We start from the raw sequence: 15,211 nt of genomic DNA, 5'->3' as shown, positions 1-15,211 counted from the left end.
TGGGAATTGGTCGTGACCACGCATGAACGCAACGCCTGGGTTCGGCATATGCTGACGGCCCAGCCCGACGCGCGCGCTTATCTTGCAGACGTCCTTCCGGCGGGGCGGTATTGAAACGCCTGTCCTCAGCCTGACGCCTCAACCCTCAACCCTCATCCCCCTGCCCATGACCAAACCAAACATCAAGCCGCCCGCCCCATACGAAGACGCCGTAACGTTTCAATTTGGCGATTCGCCCGAACTCGCCGACGAATTACTCGCGCTTGTTCTGGCAGGTACGAAGACGGCCACTTGCGGCGCGCTGCATCACTTCGACGATGAAGAACCCGTGCCGCAAGCGGGCCGGCGCGATGTCGTGCTGGATGGCCAGGGCCGCCCCGCCTGCGTCATCGAAACCACCGGCGTGTTGATCCAGCGTTTCGACCAGGTAGACGAAACCTTTGCGCTGGCGGAAGGCGAGGGCCCGTACCCCGTCTGGCGCGATGCGCACATTGCCTACTTTGAACGCAACGGCGGATATGCGCCGGACATGATGCTGGTGTGCGAGCGCTTTCGCGTCGTAGAGGTCTTTGCGCGTTAGCCACGTCCTTGAATTCTGTGCAGCGGCGGTGGATTCCTACTGAATCGACGAAGGTCGACCGTGCATGGAATGTTCCGCGCTTGGACTTGCGTCAGCCGCGCGCGCTTGTTCCAACATGGCGTCGGTCAGCGTTCCAAAGTAATCGCACAGGCTCCGCACCCCGCCCATCAGCGCAGCGATCGTCCATGCATCCAAAGGCTGGGCGCCGGTCGCATCCGGTTCAGACGCGCTATTACCCACTAAGCGAGCAACCGCATCGATGGCATGGCGGGTGCGGTCCATGTGGTGAAGAGGTGCGAGCGGGACGACGCCGAGTTCGGGATCGGTATCGCTGGACCAGGGATTTTGAGTGAGGGGATGAGATTGCATGACTTTCTCCGACGATAAGTAGCCCCGCCTCCCACTTCCAAATGGGGTGGGCGGGCACAGGACAAGGTTGAAAGACCGGTATCGTCGGAAACCGGCGTGCGGCTAGCGCACCCCTGCCCAGGCCCGCCCATTGAGACGTGCGTAGGCATGCGGACGAAGCGTCCACACCAGCCTACCGATGGTCGCGGTAGTGCGGGGAGGATACGCGGCGGTGAATCGAGGTTTAAAGTGTGGCCAATTCCTAACGACGTCCTTTATTGCTGACGATGGCGCACCCACCCGAACCGTATCTTCCCCGCCGCATTGCCTATCTCGACACCTGGCAAGCCGCCGGCCACGCGATCAAGGTCTACGGCATGCATCGCGACGCGGATGGAGTTGAACCCATTCTTTCCGAAGCCGCCATCGCCTCGGCCCGAGCCTCAGTACGCGATGTACTAAGTCAGCATGCCGACGACGATCGCAGCCACGGCCTTGGCTTCTGCATCGCCCACGTTGGTGACGAAGCCGTGTGGCTATTGGTGGACTGGTGGATCACGGGCGGCATTCTGTGCCAGCGCATGCTGTCGGCACCGCATTCGCAGCCCGATGTTTTTACGCCGGTCAATGCACCCGCACTGGCCTGCGTATGGGAACTGGTCGTGACCGCGCATGAGCGCAAGGCCTGGGTTCGGCATATGCTGACAGCCACGCCCGACGCGCGTGCTTATCTTGAAGACGTCCTTCCGGCAGGGCGGTATTGAAACGCCTGTCCTCGGCTTGCGAATTGCAGTCTGACACTCGAACCCCGCGACACTCGAACCCCGCGCCGCCAAATTCCATCGTCAACCCGCCTTCAACCGTCCGTCGATACCGTAGTCGCCTCCCACGCTTGAAACTCCCCTTCCAACGCAGCAAGCTTGGCCCGCACCAGCATCAACGCATCGCTGCCAAGCAATAGATGCGCCGGAGGATTCTCAGCCTGGATCGCGGCAAGCATCGCGCGGGCGGCCTTCACCGGGTCGCCAAGCTGCTTGCCGCTTTTCTCTTCACGCGCCTGCCGGATCGGGTCGAAGATGACGTCGTAGTCCGAGATGGAACGCGGGGTGCGTGTCATTGAACGGCCTGCCCAGTCGGTACGGAATGAACCCGGCGCCACGGCGGTGACGGCGATGCCCAAGGATTTGACCTCTTTGCCGAGGCTTTCCGATATGCCTTCCAGCGCGAATTTGCTGCCGCAGTAATAGGCGATGCCCGGCATGGTGAGGTGTCCGCCCATGGACGTGATGTTCAGAATGTGGCCACGTCGTCGCGCGCGCATGAAGGGCAGCACTGCCTTCATCATGGCGACGGCGCCGAATACGTTCACGTCGAACTGTCGGCGCATTTCCGATAGCGGCGATTCTTCCATCACGCCCTCGTGCCCATAGCCCGCGTTGTTGACCAGGACGCCGATGGGTCCGACGCTGGTTTCGATTTCGGACACGACATCGTCAATGCGGTCGAAGTGGGTGACGTCCAGCACGCGTCCATGGGCCGCTTCGGAAAGCGATTCGAAATCGCGCTTTGCCTCTGCGTTTCTTACCGTGCCCACCACCGTATGGCCAGCGGCCAGCGCTTCTTGCGCCAGCGCGCGGCCGAATCCGCTGCTGACTCCGGTGATCAGAAATATCTTGCTCAACGCCATGATACGTCTCCAGAATACGAAAGAGAGACTGCATACTATTCTTGCGGTAGACGACTTATCAGCCGAAATTCGCTGAATTTCTTGCATAAAACTATGAGCCATGACTACACCCCGGATCAGGATTCGGCCACGCTGCCCGATACGCGAAAGCGCACGGTCGCGCTGCTGCGCGACTTGGCGCCCACGGAAGGCTATAACCTGACCGCGCTGCCCAGCGTGCGTATCCTGCGTTCCGACCGTGCGCTTTCGCGCACCCCGGTTTTGTATGACCCAGGCATCGTGATCGTGTGCCAAGGGCGTAAGCGCGGGTACTTTGGCGGGCAGCTCTACCAGTACGACGCGGATCATTATCTTGCCGTCTCGGTACCGGTTCCCTTCAGCATGGAAACCGATGCAACACCCGCACACCCGTTGCTAGCGCTGTATCTGCATCTTGATTTCACGGTGGCAGCCGAGCTGGCCGCGCAGATCGGCAACGCGGGCATCGGCGATGGGGCAGACGTGCCGCAGAGCATGATGTCGACGCGGATGGACGACCAGATGCATGCCTCCGTCCTGCGCTTTCTTGAAGCCATGCACCAGCCAATCGAAGCCGCCGTGCTGGGACCGGGCCTGCTGCGCGAACTGTACTTCCGCGTGCTGACCGGGCCACAAGGCGGGGCGATGCGAGAGGCGCTGGCGATGCGAGGGCAGTTTGGCAGGATAGGGAGGTCGCTACGGCAGATTCATGCCGACTACGCCGAACCGCTTGATGTGGCGCAGCTTGCCAAGCAGGCGGGCATGAGCGTTCCCAGTTTCCACAGCCATTTCAAGGCGATTACTCAGGTGTCGCCAATGCAGTACGTGAAGTCAACGCGGCTACATCAGGCAAGGCTGTTGATGGTGCGCCAGGATCTGACCGCTGAAGCGGCGGGCCATGCCGTGGGCTACACGAGCACATCGCAATTCAGCCGCGAGTTCAAGCGGCTTTTTGGCTTGACGCCAGCGGCCGAGGCGAAACGCATGCGCGAGAGTTTTGCGATTCCAGCGTCGTTTGCCGACGCCACGTATGTGTCGTCGCACTGACGCTGGCGCTAGAGCCTATCCAGGCGCTTGGGGTTGAACGCCCACTGATGGGTGTCGTCCGACGTGCATTGGATGACGGTCTTGAGGTGTCGACTGGGGCCGATGTCCTTCAACTTGATCTCCCCGTTGCACACCGGGCAGTCTCCCCCCAGCGTGGTGAGAGAGATGCGCCCCGCCTTGTCGGCTTCTAAGTTGAAGGCGCCCACTAAGCGGACGAAGCCCTTGCGCATCAAGCCACGCCCGACGAGGAAGGCGATGCCACTTGGAACGAACAGCCAGAACCACCAGACGCCCCATCTGAAGGCTATATCGCCGATTGTCAGCAGCACGCCGGCCGCGCCAAGCGCCGTGAGCCAACCCCGCTTGATTGGGCGGCCGGCCAGCGTCAGGGGAATGACATCGGTTCGAACTAGTTCGGGTTGATCCCAGCCGCCTTCCTTGGATAGCGGCTTTTGCGGCTCGTTCCAGCCGCCGTCCTTCGGTGGCGGCTGTTGCGGCTGAGGCGCGGGGAAAGTTTGATCGGTATTGAAGTCGCCAAGGGGCGGAAGTCTGCTGGGCTCGGAAAAGCCGGACAAGGTCTTGGTGCATTCGTCGCATAGACGGCCACGGCCGCGATGCGCGGCCCCACAAGTTTCGCAATGCACGCGCGCTTCCTCGCGAATGATGACAACGGCCAAAAGGATACAACTGATTTGGGGGTTCAATCCGACGCAGGCGGCGGGGCAATCTGGCGGGGGCTTGGTCGGCGTGTTCGTCCAGCAAGCATTTCCGTACACTTTACGTTCCACCTCACGGGTAGCCGCCCATGCCACCAAACCCCCTGGAAAGCCAGCTTGCCTTCCTAAGAGAAATCGACAGGCTCAAGACCGTCGTGCGGCAATCCCCGCTGTCAGACCGCAGCAGAAAGGAAAACTCGGCCGAGCATTCCTGGCACCTGGCGATGTGTGCCCTGATCCTGACCGAGTACGCCGGCGGCGCCGTGGATGTGAATCGGGTCACGCGGATGCTCCCCACGCCTCCCACGCCCGTCCCACCAAAAAACAAGGGCCGCAAATTTGCGGCCCTTGCTCATTTCCTACCTACCTGAATCAATCAAGCCTTGCGCACCTGCGCGATCAGCGCGTCCAGTTGCGACAGCATCAAATCGATTTCTTCGGCCGTAACGTTCAGCGCCGGCATGAAGCGCAGCAGGTTCGGGCGCGGGGCGTTCAGCAGCAGGCCTTGGGGGTTCTGGTTGCGGGCGGCTTCGACGATGGCGGGGCCGTCGTCGCGGTCCATGATCAAGGCGCGCAGCAGGCCTTGGCCGCGCTCGCCCTTCATGCCGTACTTGGCCGACAGGGCCAGCAGGCCTTCGGACAACTGCTTGGAACGCGCGTTGACGGCGTCCATGAAGCCCGGGGCGGCCAGGGCGTCGAACACAGCCACGCCCACGGCGGTGGTCAGCGGGTTGCCGTTATACGTGCCGCCCTGGTCGCCGTGCGAGAACACGCAGGCGTCCTGGCGGGCCAGCAGCGCGGCCAGCGGCACGCCGCCACCGATGCCCTTGGCCAGCGTCATGATGTCGGGCGTAACGTCGGAATGCTGGTAGGCAAACATCTTGCCGGTGCGGCCCATGCCGGTCTGGACTTCGTCCACGATCAGCAGCAACTGGTTTTCATCGGCCAGCTTGCGCAGGCCTTGCATGAACTCTTTGGTAGCGGGGATGACGCCGCCTTCGCCCTGCACCGGTTCCAGCATGATGGCGACGGTCTTGTCGTCGATCAGCTTCTTCACGGATTCCAGGTCGTTCAGTTCGGCCTTGGGGAAGCCTTCCACTTGCGGGGCGAACATCTTGTCCCAGCCCGGCTTGCCCGATGCGGACATCGTGGCCAGCGTGCGGCCGTGGAAGCCGTGGTTCATGGTGATGATCTTGTAGGCGCCGTTTTTCTTGACCTGGCCCCACTTGCGCGCCAGCTTGATGGCGCCTTCGTTGGCTTCGCCGCCGCTGTTGGCGAAGAAGACGCGGTCAAAGCAGGACGCGCCGGTCAGGCGCTGGGCCAGCTCGATGGACGGGATGTTGTAGAACGCCGGCGACGGGTTCATCAGCTTTTGCGACTGTTCAACCAGCGCGCGCTGCATTTCCGGGGCCGAGTGGCCCAGCGTGTTCACGGCCCAGCCCTGCACGAAGTCCAGGTATCGCTTGCCCGCGTGATCCTCCAGCCAGGAACCCTTGCCGCTGACGAACACGAGGTCCGGGCGGGAAGTGATATCCATGAGGGTGTTGACGTTGAACTGGCTGAATTCCATGGCGGTTCCTGCGGGGGGTAAGGACAGCGGTGAAGGAAGAAGTTCGCGAAGGGAAAGCGCGAAAAGGCAAATGTAGCACCGACAGAGGGATGCTATCGTGACGCACCCCCCGCCGAATCGCCCCGGGCCGCCTCACAAGGGCCGCCTGATCGGGCGCTCTATTTTATGAGCAGTGGCGCGCCCCGCGCGCGCACTCCGTTGTCGCTTTTTACTGACCAATCATGAAACGTATCCTTTCCAGTCTTGCCGCTGGCCTGACGCTGGCGGCGGCCAGCGCCACGGCGCACGCCGAATTCCCCGACCGCCCCATCCGTCTGGTTGTGCCTTTCCCGCCGGGGCAGGCCACCGACATCTTTGCCCGTGCCCTGGCTGAAAAGCTGGGCGCCGCCGTCAAGCAACCGATCGTGGTGGAAAACCGCGCGGGCGCCGGCAGCAACATCGGCATGGAGCAGGCCGCCCGCGCCACGCCGGACGGCTACACGCTGGTCATCGCCGGCAGCGCCGCCGCGGTCAACCAGACGCTCTACAAGAACATCAAGTACAGCCTGACGCAGGATTTCGCGCCGGTGTCGGGCGTGTTCTCGGTGCCGCTGATGTTCCTGGCCACGCCGGCCTCGGGCATTACCTCGCTTAAGCAACTGGTGACCCAGGCGCGCGCCAATCCGGGCGAACTGGCCTATGCCAGCGCCGGCATCGGCGGCACGCAGCACCTGTCGGCCGAGATGTTCAAGGCGGCCGCCAATATTGATATTCGCCACATTCCGTACAAGGGCAGCGGCCCGGCGCAGGCGGACTTCCTGGGGCATCAAGTGCCCCTGATGGTGGATTCCGTTACGGCCGGCCTGCCGCACGTGCAAAGCAAGAAGGCCGTGGCGCTGGCGGTCACCACCGCCACGCGCCTGCCGCAATTGCCGGACGTGCCGACGGTGGCTGAATCCGGCTATCCGGGTTTCGAGGCCATCGGCTGGGCCGCCGTGCTGGCCCCGCGCGACACGCCGCCCGAGGTGACCAACTACCTGAGCAAGCAGATTGGCGCGGCGCTCAACACCCCGGAAATGCAGAAGTTCCTGCGTGACCGTGGCGCCGAACCGATGCCGCTGACACCTGAAGCCACGGCCAAGTTCATCACGGCCGAAGTGGACAAGTGGGGCCGCGCGGTCAAGCAGTCGGGCGCGCAGGTGGACTAAGCGTCTCGGCGCTGCCAAGAAGCCGTTCCGGGCGTTGTCCGGGGCGGCTTTTTTATTTCAAGCTGGCATCTAGGCCAGGAACGATTTCACGTTGCCGGACGCTTCCAGATCAGTCCGGCGGCCAGTGCGAGCGCCGCACCTATGGCCACCGAGGCCGCGGCGAAACCGAGCCGAACGTCTTGCGCACTGGCGCCATCAGGCGCGATGGTGATGAACAATCCGCCGATCATGGCGACGCTTACGGCGGCGCTGATCTGGAAAGTGGCGGTCACCAGGCCCGACGCCAGCCCGGCCCAACGTGTTTCGACCTGGTCCACGTTCAAGCGCACCAACGCGGGAAGCGCAATGCCTTGCCCGGCGCCGATCAGGAACAAGGGCAACGGCAGCCAGAACGCCGCGCCGACAACGGCCAGGACCGCAACCATGATCAGGCCGAACACCTCCAGGATCATGCCCACTGCGGCGGTACGTGCCCCGATCCGCCGGACGATATGCGGGCTGCACAGCGGCCCAAGGAAGAAGCCAATGCCCAGCGGCAGGATCGCCAGGCCGGCTGTCAGGGCGTCGTGTCCCAGGCCGTGCTGTTCGTACACCGCGAACACGAAGAAGAACGCGGCAAGCGCATAGAAAAAGAACGTGGACGCCAGGCTGCGCCGCAGCCCGCGCACGGCCAACAGCGAAGGCAGGATCAAGGGCGTTCTGCCCGCAAGTTCCTGGGCCTTTTCGTAGCGCCAGAAGAACCACAGCAAGGGCATGCTCAAGATCAGCAGCGCCACGCACCATACTGGCCAGTGGCGCTCGCGCCCTTCGATCAGCGGCACCACAAGGGCCAGCAAGCCAGCCGCCAGCAGCAAGGCCCCCGGCACGTCCAGGCGCGCCGAACGCTCGGCTCGGCTTTCACGCAGCAACAGCATCGCGGCGGGAACGGCAAGCACGATGATGGGAAGGTTGATCAGAAACACGCTGCGCCAACCCAAGCCCCACGGGCTGGTCGATACGAGCACGCCCCCCAGCAACTGACCGCCCACGGAAGCCAGGCCGAATGTCGCGCCATACAGGCTTAGCGCGCGATTCTTTTCGCTGGCCGGAAAGAGAGCATGAACGGACGCCAACGATTGCGGCGCCATGATCGCCGCCGATATCCCTTGCAGCAAGCGGCCGACGATAAGCAGGTCTGGCGATGGCGCCAGGCCACACAATGCCGAAGCAACGCCAAAGCCAAGCATGCCGCTCACGAATACGCGCTTTCGGCCGTAAAGATCGCCCAAGCGCCCGCCCAGGATCAGCGTGACGGCATAGGCCGCGGCATAGACCGAGATCACCAGTTGCGAAACATCCGACGTGGCTTGCAGGCCAACGCGGATGGCAGGCAGCGCCACGTTGACAATGAAGAAGTCCAGGGGCGGCAAGAGGGTGCCGGTCAGAAGGACAAGCAAGGCAAGCCAGCGGCGCGAGTCAGGGGCAGCTACCGCGCGGGTTTGAGTCAAGGTCATGGCGGGCTCGCGAGGTTCGAGAATCAGTGGGTTCGCAGGTGATCGGACGGGGGTGGGCGTTAACGATTGGGGCCATCATGCCACCCACAATGTTGTTTGTTCACTGCCATTTCTGTATATTTTTCGTACATATTTGAACGGGAAGGTGGGAGCATGGAATGGAGTGACGTACGCATCTTCCTGGCGGTGGCCCGTGGCGGATCTTTCGGCGAGGCCGCCCGTAGCCTGGGCGTAAGCCATCCAACCATTGGCCGCCGAATCAAGGTGCTTGAAGACGAAGCCCAACAGGCGCTGTTTCGTAGAACGAAGGACGGCCTGGTGTTGACGGATGCGGGTGATAACGTGCTGGCGCTGGCGGAATCGATGGAAGATTCCGCCTTGTCGATGGAAAGGCGTCTGGCCGGCAACCACCAGCGCCTTGAAGGCATTCTGCGGATTTCGTCAGCGGACTGGTTTGCCGGTTATGTCCTGGCGCCCGTGCTGGTTGAGTTGGCGCGCCGCCATCCAGCCGTGGTGCCGGAAGTGATTGCCAGTTATCGCTTGCTGGATCTTTCACGGCGCGATGCCGACGTGGCCTTTCGCATCGTTCCCTTCAGCGAACCGGATATTGTCCAGCGCCGCCTGATGCGGATCCCATACGGTCTTTATGCATCGGCGGAGACCGCACAGGCATTGCAGGACGATCCGGCTTCCGTCGGACTCATTCTGATGAATACGGCGCAATCCCATTTTCCCGACGTGGCCTGGGTGCTGGACACGTTCCCGCGCTCCCGGCGGGTGTTCACCAGCACGAACCGCACGGTCCAGGCGCAGATGTGCCTGCGGGGCCTGGGCTTGGCGGTGCTGCCACGGCCGCTGGGCGATGCACTGGCCGGATTGCAGCGCATCGACACGCCGGATCAACCGCCGATGCGAGACGTCTGGGTGGGCTATCACCACGACTTGCGGCATATGGATCGCTTGCGGGCCATGCTGGATATCGCGGACATGATGCTGTCGGATTCGCCCGCACAGTGACGCCGGCCCGGGCTGCATAGGTCGGTAAACCTGTCCGTCGCCGAACGCTCCCAACCGGTGCCGTTCATGCCCACATTCGGCGCATGACGCGCACCACATCGGGGCAGGGTTCACGCGCTTGGCGCCCGCGCTCCGGGCGTGCGCGAATGGCACGGAACTTGCTTTTCCAGTTTTGTATACCGAATTGGTGTGCAACGCATCGACCCGCCCCGGGGCGATGCGCGCCCTGGAGAGTCCCCTCATGAACCGTAGAACCCTGTTGTTGTCCCTTTGCACCGCCGCCACCCTGCTGGCCGCGCCGCTGACGCATGCCGACACGCTGGACGATATCGTCAAAGCCGGCACCATCAAGATCGCCGTGCCGCAGGATTTTCCGCCCTTTGGGTCGGTGGGCGCCGACATGAAGCCGCTGGGCTATGACATCGATACGGCAGCACTGATCGCCAAACAACTGGGCGTGAAGCTGGAGCTGGTGCCGGTCACCAGCGCCAACCGCATACCGTACTTGCAGACCCGCAAGGTGGATCTGGTGATTTCCAGCCTGGGCAAGAATGCGGAACGAGAAAAAGCCATCGACTTTTCCGATGCCTACGCGCCGTTCTTCAATGGCGTGTTCGGCCCGGCCGACCTGAAGGTGTCGTCGGCGGCGGACCTGGCCGGCAAGACCATCGGTGTCACGCGCGGCGCGGTGGAAGACATCGAGCTGTCGAAGATTGCGCCGGCATCCGCCACGCTCAAGCGCTATGAAGACAACAACGGCACCATCACCGCCTTCCTGTCTGGCCAGGTGCCGATGATTGCCACCGGCAACGTGGTCGCGGCCGCCATCCTGGCGCGCAACCCGCCCAAGAAGCCCGAAACGAAGTTCCTGATCAAGAACTCGCCTTGCTACATCGGCTTGAACAAGGACGAGCCCAAGCTGCGCGCCAAGGTCAACGACATCCTTGCCGCCGCCAAGCGCGACGGCTCGCTGTCGGCGATCTCGCAGAAGTGGCTGGGGGCCGAGCTGCCCAAGGACCTGTAAGTTCCGAAGGCGGCCATCATGGCTTATCAATACGACTTCACGTCGGTGTTCGACTACACGCCGGTGCTCATCAAGGGCATCGGCGTCACGGTCGAGCTGATTGCCTTCGGCGCGGTGGCGGGCGTGGCGCTGGGCATCGCCTGCGCATGGGTCCGCACGCAGGGGCCGCGCGCGCTACGCGCCCCCGTCACGGCCTATGTCGAGGTCATCCGCAACACGCCGTTCCTGATCCAGTTGTTCTTCGTCTTCTTCGGCTTGCCGTCCTTGGGCGTGCAGCTGGGCGAAATGCAGGCCGCCTGCCTGGCGATGGCCTTGAACCTGGGCGCCTACAGCACCGAGATCATCCGCGCCGGCATCGACGCCACGCCCAAAGGGCAGTACGAAGCCGGCGCCAGCCTGGCGATGACGCGCTTTCAGGTGTTTCGGCATGTGGTGCTGAAGCCCGCCTTGCAACGCATATGGCCGGCGCTGTCGTCCCAGATCGTGATCGTGATGCTGGGCTCGGCGGTGTGTTCGCAGATTGCCGCTGAAGACCTGACCTTTGCCGCCAATTTCATTCAGTCGCGCAACTTCCGCGCGTTCGAGGTGTACCTGGTTACGACCGGCATCTATCTGGCGCTGGCCATCATCTTGCGCCAATTGCTGCGCATGACGGGCCGGCGTCTGTTTCGCAAGGCGGCGCGATGATTGAATTTTCAATGTGGGACATCGTCCGCAACCTGCTGCTGGCCGCGCGCTGGACGATAGTGCTGTCGCTGGTGGCGTTCGCGGGCGGCGCGCTGATGGGCGTGCTGGCGCTGATGATGCGCACATCGCGCGTGGCGCTGATGCGGCGAGCCAGTTGGGCGTATATCGAACTGTTCCAAGGCACGCCGCTGCTGATGCAGCTGTTCCTGGCGTTCTTCGGGCTGTCGCTGCTGGGCCTGGAAGTGCCGCCGTGGCTGGCCGCGGGCGCGGCGCTGACGCTGTGGTCGGGCGCGTTCCTGGCCGAGATCTGGCGCGGCTGCGTGGAAGCGATTCCGAAAGGCCAGTGGGAAGCGTCGGCCAGCCTGGCGCTGGGTTACGTGCAGCAGATGCGCTATGTGGTGCTGCCGCAGGCGCTGCGCATTGCCATTGCACCCACCGTCGGCTTCGCGGTGCAGATCGTCAAGAGCACCGCGCTGACCTCCATCATCGGGTTCACCGAGCTGTCCAAGGCCAGCACGGTGATCACCAACGCCACCTTCAGTCCCTTCACCGTCTATGCCTGCGCCGCGCTGATCTACTTCGCGCTGTGCTGGCCCCTGTCGCGCCTTAGCCTCCGGCTGGAAAGGAAGTTGCATGCCCCTCATCGCCCTTGAAGACGTCCGCAAGAAATTCGGCGACAACGAAGTCCTGAAGGGGGTGACGCTGCGCGTCGAACCCGGTGAGGTCATCGCCATCATCGGCAAGAGCGGCTCGGGCAAGAGCACGCTGTTGCGCTGCGTGAACGGGCTGGAACAGATAGACGGCGGCGCCATCATGGTGGCCGACGCGCAACTGGGCGACGATGAACTGCGGCTGCGCGCGCTGCGGCTCAAGGTGGGCATGATCTTTCAGCAGTTCAACCTGTTCCCGCACCTGACGGTGGGGCGCAACGTGATGCTGTCGCCCATGGTGGCCAAGCGCATGCCGGAAGCGGAAGCGGCCGACATGGCGCGCGCCATGCTGACCCGCGTGGGGCTGGCGCACAAGTTCGATGCCTGGCCCGAGGAACTGTCGGGCGGGCAGCAGCAGCGCGTGGCGATTGCGCGCGCGCTGGCGATGCAGCCGCTGGCCTTGTTGTGCGATGAGATCACGTCGGCGCTGGACCCGGAGCTGGTCAACGAAGTGCTGGCGGTGGTGCGCGAACTGGCGGCCGATGGCATGACGCTGCTGATGGTCACGCACGAAATGCGCTTTGCGCGTGAAGTCTGCAACCGCGTCGTCTTCATGCATCAGGGCCGCGTGCATGAGATTGGCCCGCCGGAGGAATTGTTCACGGCGCCCGCCACCCCGGAACTGCGGCAATTCCTGGGGATGACGAATCTGTGATCAGTCGTCCGGCGGCGATCAGCGCGAAAAGCCGCGCGCCGCGATTTCCCAGATATCTTGCACCACGCCGTCGCGCACCACCACCAAGCCGTCATGCAAATTGAACGTCGGGTCCACATGCGAGGGCACCAGCCGCAGCACATCGCCCAGCGCGGGCGCCTGCGTGCCGGGGGCCACGCTCACCACGCCGTGTTCGTCGTTGATGGCGACATAGGTCAGGCCGTCCACGCCGAAGACGGCGGGCGGGCCGCATTCGGCGGTGGTGGATTTCAGGCCCGCATCCAGGATCACGCGCTCGGGCGCGGGCACGCTCATCACCGTGGACAGCACGAACAGGCTGTTCTGGAAGCTGAGCGGGCCGTCCCATTCATTGGCGCCGTAGTCGCCGTCCATGAAGGCATAGGACCCGGCCTGCAGTTCCGTATAGACGCCGCTTGCCGCGTCGAATTCCACGCTGCCCGTGCCGCCACCCGTGATGACGTCGCAGGCGATGCCGCTTTCACGCAGCAGTTGCGCGTAGGACGCGGCGATGCGCGCCGCCTGGCTGCAGACCTGGGCGCGCTCTTCGCGCGTACGGGCATGCTGCACCGAGCCGTGGTAGGCCTGCAAGCCCACGAAATTCACGCCGGGCAGGTCGCGCGCCTGCTGCGCCAGGGCCAGCACCAAGGCGTCGTCCGACACGCCGCAGCGGCCTTGCCCCACGTCAACTTCCACCAGCACGTCGATCTCGGCCCCGGCTTGCACCATGGCTTGGGAAATGTCCGCCAGGTTCTTGGCGTTGTCCACGCAAACGCTCATTTTGGCGATGCGCGCCAATTGGCCCAGCAAGGCCAGCTTGGCCGGACCGACCACTTCGTTGCTGATGTGGATGTCATGAATGCCGGCGGCCACGAAGGGCAGGGCTTCACTGACCTTCTGGCAGCAGATGCCGCGCGCGCCCAGGGCCAGTTGGCGCAGGGCGATCTCTGGGCATTTGTGCGCCTTGGCGTGCGGGCGCAGGGCCACATCGTGGCGGTCGGCCCAGGCCTGCATGGCGCGCAGATTGGCCTCGAACGGCGCCAGGTCCAGCACCAGGCTGGGGGTGTCGACGCGGGCCAAGGGATCGCCGGGTTGCGCGGCTGGGGGCAGCGCTATGCCGCGTATGACTTCCTGGGACATCGGGGGAAACTCCGTTATCTACTGCGCGTGGAATGTAACCGTGGGGCGGGACGCCATAACCAAAGCATGAGCATCCATAACCAAAGGGTTCATTGACCCCCAGGTAAACGATAGCTCCGTAACCATTGGCTACGTCCCCCCCTCATGCCAGAATTTCAACATGAAAACGGCCCCCAAGGGGAGGCCCATTTTTGCGCCAAGGCGGCGTTTTTTTTGAACCGCCAAGCGCAGGAATGACAAGACGATTTTCGTCACACGAACCCTACCTAACAACACCCGGAGAAGCACGCATGAAACTCAAACACTGGATCACCGCCCTGACCGTCGCGGTTGCCGCCGTCGGCACCGTGGGTTCCGCACAAGCCCAACAGTTCTTCCGCATCGGCACGGGCGGCACGGCCGGCACGTACTACCCCATCGGCGGCATCATCGCCAACGCCGTGTCGCAGCCGGGCAAGCTGGTCGCCACGGCGGTGGCGTCCAACGGTTCGGTGGCCAACATCAACGGCATCCTGGGCGGCTCGTTTGAAGCCGGCTTCACGCAGTCGGACGTGGCCTACTGGGCCTACAGCGGCACGGGCACCTTCGAAGGCAAGCCCAAGGCGCAAGACCTGCGCCTGATTTCCACGCTGTACCCGGAAAGCATCCACCTGGTGACGCGCAAGGGCGCGGGCATCAAGAGCGTGGCCGACCTGAAGGGCAAGCGCGTGTCGATGGACGAACCGGGCTCGGGCACGCTGGTTGACGTGCGCCTGATCCTGGGCGCCTACGGCATGACCGACAAGGACATCAAGGCCGAATACCTGAAGCCCAACCAAGCCGGCGACAAGCTCAAGGACGGCGGCCTGGATGCGTTCTTCTTCGTGGGTGGGGCACCGGCTGGCGCCATCGCCGAGCTGGCCTCCAGCGGCAACATTGAGCTGGTGTCGCTGGTTGGCCCCGAGATTGACGCGCTGCGCGCCAAGCAAGAATTCTTCACGCCCGATGTCATTGCGGCCAACACCTACCAGAACCTGCCTGAAGTGAAGACCATCTCGGTCAACGCGCAAATGGTCACGTCGGCCAAGCAGTCCGAACAGGTGGTGTACGACGTCACCAAGGCGCTGTACAGCGACGCCACGCGCAAGACGCTGGACAACGGCCACGCCAAGGGCAAGCTCATCACGCGCGAAAACGCCATCAAGGGCGCCGGCATCCCGTTCCACCCGGGCGCCGCGAAGTTCTACAAGGAAATCGGCCTGCTGAAGTAAGCCCAAGCCGATCTCCAACCGGCGATACGCTGGCGCGCCGGGTCACCCCGGTGGGGCGCCAGCA

Annotated in this window: 16 protein-coding genes and 1 pseudogene; 11 read left to right on the top strand and 6 right to left on the bottom strand. The window is 63.6% G+C overall.

Features of this window, described 5'->3' with window-relative positions; translation table 11 throughout:
- The first annotated feature begins 166 nt into the window (after positions 1–166).
- Entirely contained in the window at positions 167–580 is a 414-nt protein-coding gene (locus WBR68_RS27190) for an ASCH domain-containing protein (RefSeq protein WP_230695771.1), read from the top strand.
- A 36-nt stretch (positions 581–616) separates the two neighbouring features.
- Here WBR68_RS27190 and WBR68_RS27185 read toward each other — a convergent pair whose 3' ends face one another.
- Entirely contained in the window at positions 617–949 is a 333-nt protein-coding gene (locus WBR68_RS27185; protein ID WP_050447447.1) for a hypothetical protein, read from the bottom strand.
- Positions 950–1,215: 266 nt separating this feature from the next.
- Here WBR68_RS27185 and WBR68_RS27180 point away from each other — a divergent pair, with 266 nt between their 5' ends.
- Positions 1,216–1,692, top strand: a complete 477-nt coding sequence (locus tag WBR68_RS27180) for a hypothetical protein (protein ID WP_050447446.1) — start codon at positions 1,216–1,218, stop codon at positions 1,690–1,692.
- A gap of 92 nt (positions 1,693–1,784) precedes the next feature.
- On the opposite strand, the gene WBR68_RS27175 is transcribed toward WBR68_RS27180, so the two are convergent.
- Entirely contained in the window at positions 1,785–2,615 is an 831-nt protein-coding gene (locus WBR68_RS27175; protein WP_230695770.1) for an oxidoreductase, read from the bottom strand.
- A gap of 93 nt (positions 2,616–2,708) precedes the next feature.
- Between WBR68_RS27175 and WBR68_RS27170 the strand changes: the two genes are divergently transcribed.
- Positions 2,709–3,680, top strand: a complete 972-nt coding sequence (locus WBR68_RS27170) for an AraC family transcriptional regulator (RefSeq protein ID WP_230695769.1) — start codon at positions 2,709–2,711, stop codon at positions 3,678–3,680.
- 8 nt (positions 3,681–3,688) lie between these two features.
- Here the strand turns inward: WBR68_RS27170 and WBR68_RS27165 are convergent, their stop codons facing one another.
- Entirely contained in the window at positions 3,689–4,384 is a 696-nt protein-coding gene (locus WBR68_RS27165) for an ECF transporter S component (protein WP_230695768.1), read from the bottom strand.
- Positions 4,385–4,485: 101 nt separating this feature from the next.
- Here WBR68_RS27165 and WBR68_RS27160 point away from each other — a divergent pair.
- Positions 4,486–4,689: pseudogene (locus tag WBR68_RS27160) on the top strand (HD domain-containing protein); the annotation flags it as partial.
- A gap of 83 nt (positions 4,690–4,772) precedes the next feature.
- Here the strand turns inward: WBR68_RS27160 and WBR68_RS27155 are convergent.
- The gene (locus tag WBR68_RS27155; protein ID WP_050447441.1) at positions 4,773–5,966 is read right to left on the bottom strand and encodes an acetylornithine transaminase; all 1,194 of its coding nucleotides are present in this window, start codon (positions 5,964–5,966) and stop codon (positions 4,773–4,775) included.
- A 221-nt stretch (positions 5,967–6,187) separates the two neighbouring features.
- Here WBR68_RS27155 and WBR68_RS27150 point away from each other — a divergent pair, with 221 nt between their 5' ends.
- Positions 6,188–7,153, top strand: coding sequence for a Bug family tripartite tricarboxylate transporter substrate binding protein (locus WBR68_RS27150; protein ID WP_127183081.1), 966 nt, complete (start codon positions 6,188–6,190; stop codon positions 7,151–7,153).
- A gap of 86 nt (positions 7,154–7,239) precedes the next feature.
- On the opposite strand, the gene WBR68_RS27145 is transcribed toward WBR68_RS27150, so the two are convergent.
- Positions 7,240–8,646 (bottom strand): MFS transporter, encoded by a 1,407-nt coding sequence (locus tag WBR68_RS27145; RefSeq protein ID WP_230695767.1) that lies wholly within the window; start codon positions 8,644–8,646, stop codon positions 7,240–7,242.
- 153 nt (positions 8,647–8,799) lie between these two features.
- On the opposite strand from WBR68_RS27145, the gene WBR68_RS27140 reads away from it, so the two are divergent.
- The 5 genes from WBR68_RS27140 to WBR68_RS27120 all read left to right on the top strand — a co-directional run bounded on the left by WBR68_RS27140 (position 8,800) and on the right by WBR68_RS27120 (position 12,739).
- Positions 8,800–9,663, top strand: coding sequence for a LysR family transcriptional regulator (locus WBR68_RS27140; protein WP_230695766.1), 864 nt, complete (start codon positions 8,800–8,802; stop codon positions 9,661–9,663).
- Between the two features lie 241 nt (positions 9,664–9,904).
- Complete coding sequence (locus WBR68_RS27135; protein ID WP_050447437.1) at positions 9,905–10,687, top strand: transporter substrate-binding domain-containing protein; 783 nt, start codon at positions 9,905–9,907, stop codon at positions 10,685–10,687.
- Between the two features lie 18 nt (positions 10,688–10,705).
- Positions 10,706–11,374, top strand: a complete 669-nt coding sequence (locus WBR68_RS27130; RefSeq protein WP_127183077.1) for an amino acid ABC transporter permease — start codon at positions 10,706–10,708, stop codon at positions 11,372–11,374.
- Positions 11,371–12,027 carry an amino acid ABC transporter permease gene (locus tag WBR68_RS27125; protein WP_050447435.1) on the top strand — a complete coding sequence of 219 codons (657 nt, stop codon included), beginning with the start codon at positions 11,371–11,373 and terminating at the stop codon, positions 12,025–12,027. The genes WBR68_RS27130 and WBR68_RS27125 overlap by 4 nt, the downstream gene beginning before the upstream one ends.
- Entirely contained in the window at positions 12,008–12,739 is a 732-nt protein-coding gene (locus tag WBR68_RS27120) for an amino acid ABC transporter ATP-binding protein (protein ID WP_050447434.1), read from the top strand. The genes WBR68_RS27125 and WBR68_RS27120 overlap by 20 nt, the downstream gene beginning before the upstream one ends.
- Before the next feature lie 18 nt (positions 12,740–12,757).
- Here WBR68_RS27120 and WBR68_RS27115 read toward each other — a convergent pair whose 3' ends face one another.
- Positions 12,758–13,897, bottom strand: a complete 1,140-nt coding sequence (locus WBR68_RS27115; RefSeq protein WP_050447433.1) for a DSD1 family PLP-dependent enzyme — start codon at positions 13,895–13,897, stop codon at positions 12,758–12,760.
- A 290-nt stretch (positions 13,898–14,187) separates the two neighbouring features.
- Between WBR68_RS27115 and WBR68_RS27110 the strand changes: the two genes are divergently transcribed.
- Positions 14,188–15,147 carry a TAXI family TRAP transporter solute-binding subunit gene (locus WBR68_RS27110; RefSeq protein WP_127183075.1) on the top strand — a complete coding sequence of 320 codons (960 nt, stop codon included), beginning with the start codon at positions 14,188–14,190 and terminating at the stop codon, positions 15,145–15,147.
- Positions 15,148–15,211: the final 64 nt, after the last annotated feature.

This window comes from Achromobacter sp. JD-1 (genome assembly GCF_038594925.1).
In the GTDB taxonomy this organism is placed as follows: domain Bacteria; phylum Pseudomonadota; class Gammaproteobacteria; order Burkholderiales; family Burkholderiaceae_B; genus Achromobacter; species Achromobacter spanius_C.
This window is presented reverse-complemented; position numbering and strand designations above follow the sequence as displayed.

Excerpts from the sequence above, each read along its gene's own strand:
- WBR68_RS27140 (WP_230695766.1), top strand. The coding sequence starts at position 8,800 with ATGGAATGGAGTGACGTACGCATCTTCCTGGCGGTGGCCCGTGGCGGA.
- WBR68_RS27175 (WP_230695770.1), bottom strand. The coding sequence starts at position 2,615 with ATGGCGTTGAGCAAGATATTTCTGATCACCGGAGTCAGCAGCGGATTC.
- WBR68_RS27170 (WP_230695769.1), top strand. The coding sequence starts at position 2,709 with ATGAGCCATGACTACACCCCGGATCAGGATTCGGCCACGCTGCCCGAT.
- WBR68_RS27190 (WP_230695771.1), top strand. The coding sequence starts at position 167 with ATGACCAAACCAAACATCAAGCCGCCCGCCCCATACGAAGACGCCGTA.
- WBR68_RS27120 (WP_050447434.1), top strand. The coding sequence starts at position 12,008 with ATGCCCCTCATCGCCCTTGAAGACGTCCGCAAGAAATTCGGCGACAAC.
- WBR68_RS27185 (WP_050447447.1), bottom strand. The coding sequence starts at position 949 with ATGCAATCTCATCCCCTCACTCAAAATCCCTGGTCCAGCGATACCGAT.
- WBR68_RS27135 (WP_050447437.1), top strand. The coding sequence starts at position 9,905 with ATGAACCGTAGAACCCTGTTGTTGTCCCTTTGCACCGCCGCCACCCTG.
- WBR68_RS27150 (WP_127183081.1), top strand. The coding sequence starts at position 6,188 with ATGAAACGTATCCTTTCCAGTCTTGCCGCTGGCCTGACGCTGGCGGCG.
- WBR68_RS27130 (WP_127183077.1), top strand. The coding sequence starts at position 10,706 with ATGGCTTATCAATACGACTTCACGTCGGTGTTCGACTACACGCCGGTG.
- WBR68_RS27155 (WP_050447441.1), bottom strand. The coding sequence starts at position 5,966 with ATGGAATTCAGCCAGTTCAACGTCAACACCCTCATGGATATCACTTCC.
- WBR68_RS27145 (WP_230695767.1), bottom strand. The coding sequence starts at position 8,646 with ATGACCTTGACTCAAACCCGCGCGGTAGCTGCCCCTGACTCGCGCCGC.
- WBR68_RS27125 (WP_050447435.1), top strand. The coding sequence starts at position 11,371 with ATGATTGAATTTTCAATGTGGGACATCGTCCGCAACCTGCTGCTGGCC.
- WBR68_RS27110 (WP_127183075.1), top strand. The coding sequence starts at position 14,188 with ATGAAACTCAAACACTGGATCACCGCCCTGACCGTCGCGGTTGCCGCC.
- WBR68_RS27180 (WP_050447446.1), top strand. The coding sequence starts at position 1,216 with ATGGCGCACCCACCCGAACCGTATCTTCCCCGCCGCATTGCCTATCTC.
- WBR68_RS27115 (WP_050447433.1), bottom strand. The coding sequence starts at position 13,897 with ATGTCCCAGGAAGTCATACGCGGCATAGCGCTGCCCCCAGCCGCGCAA.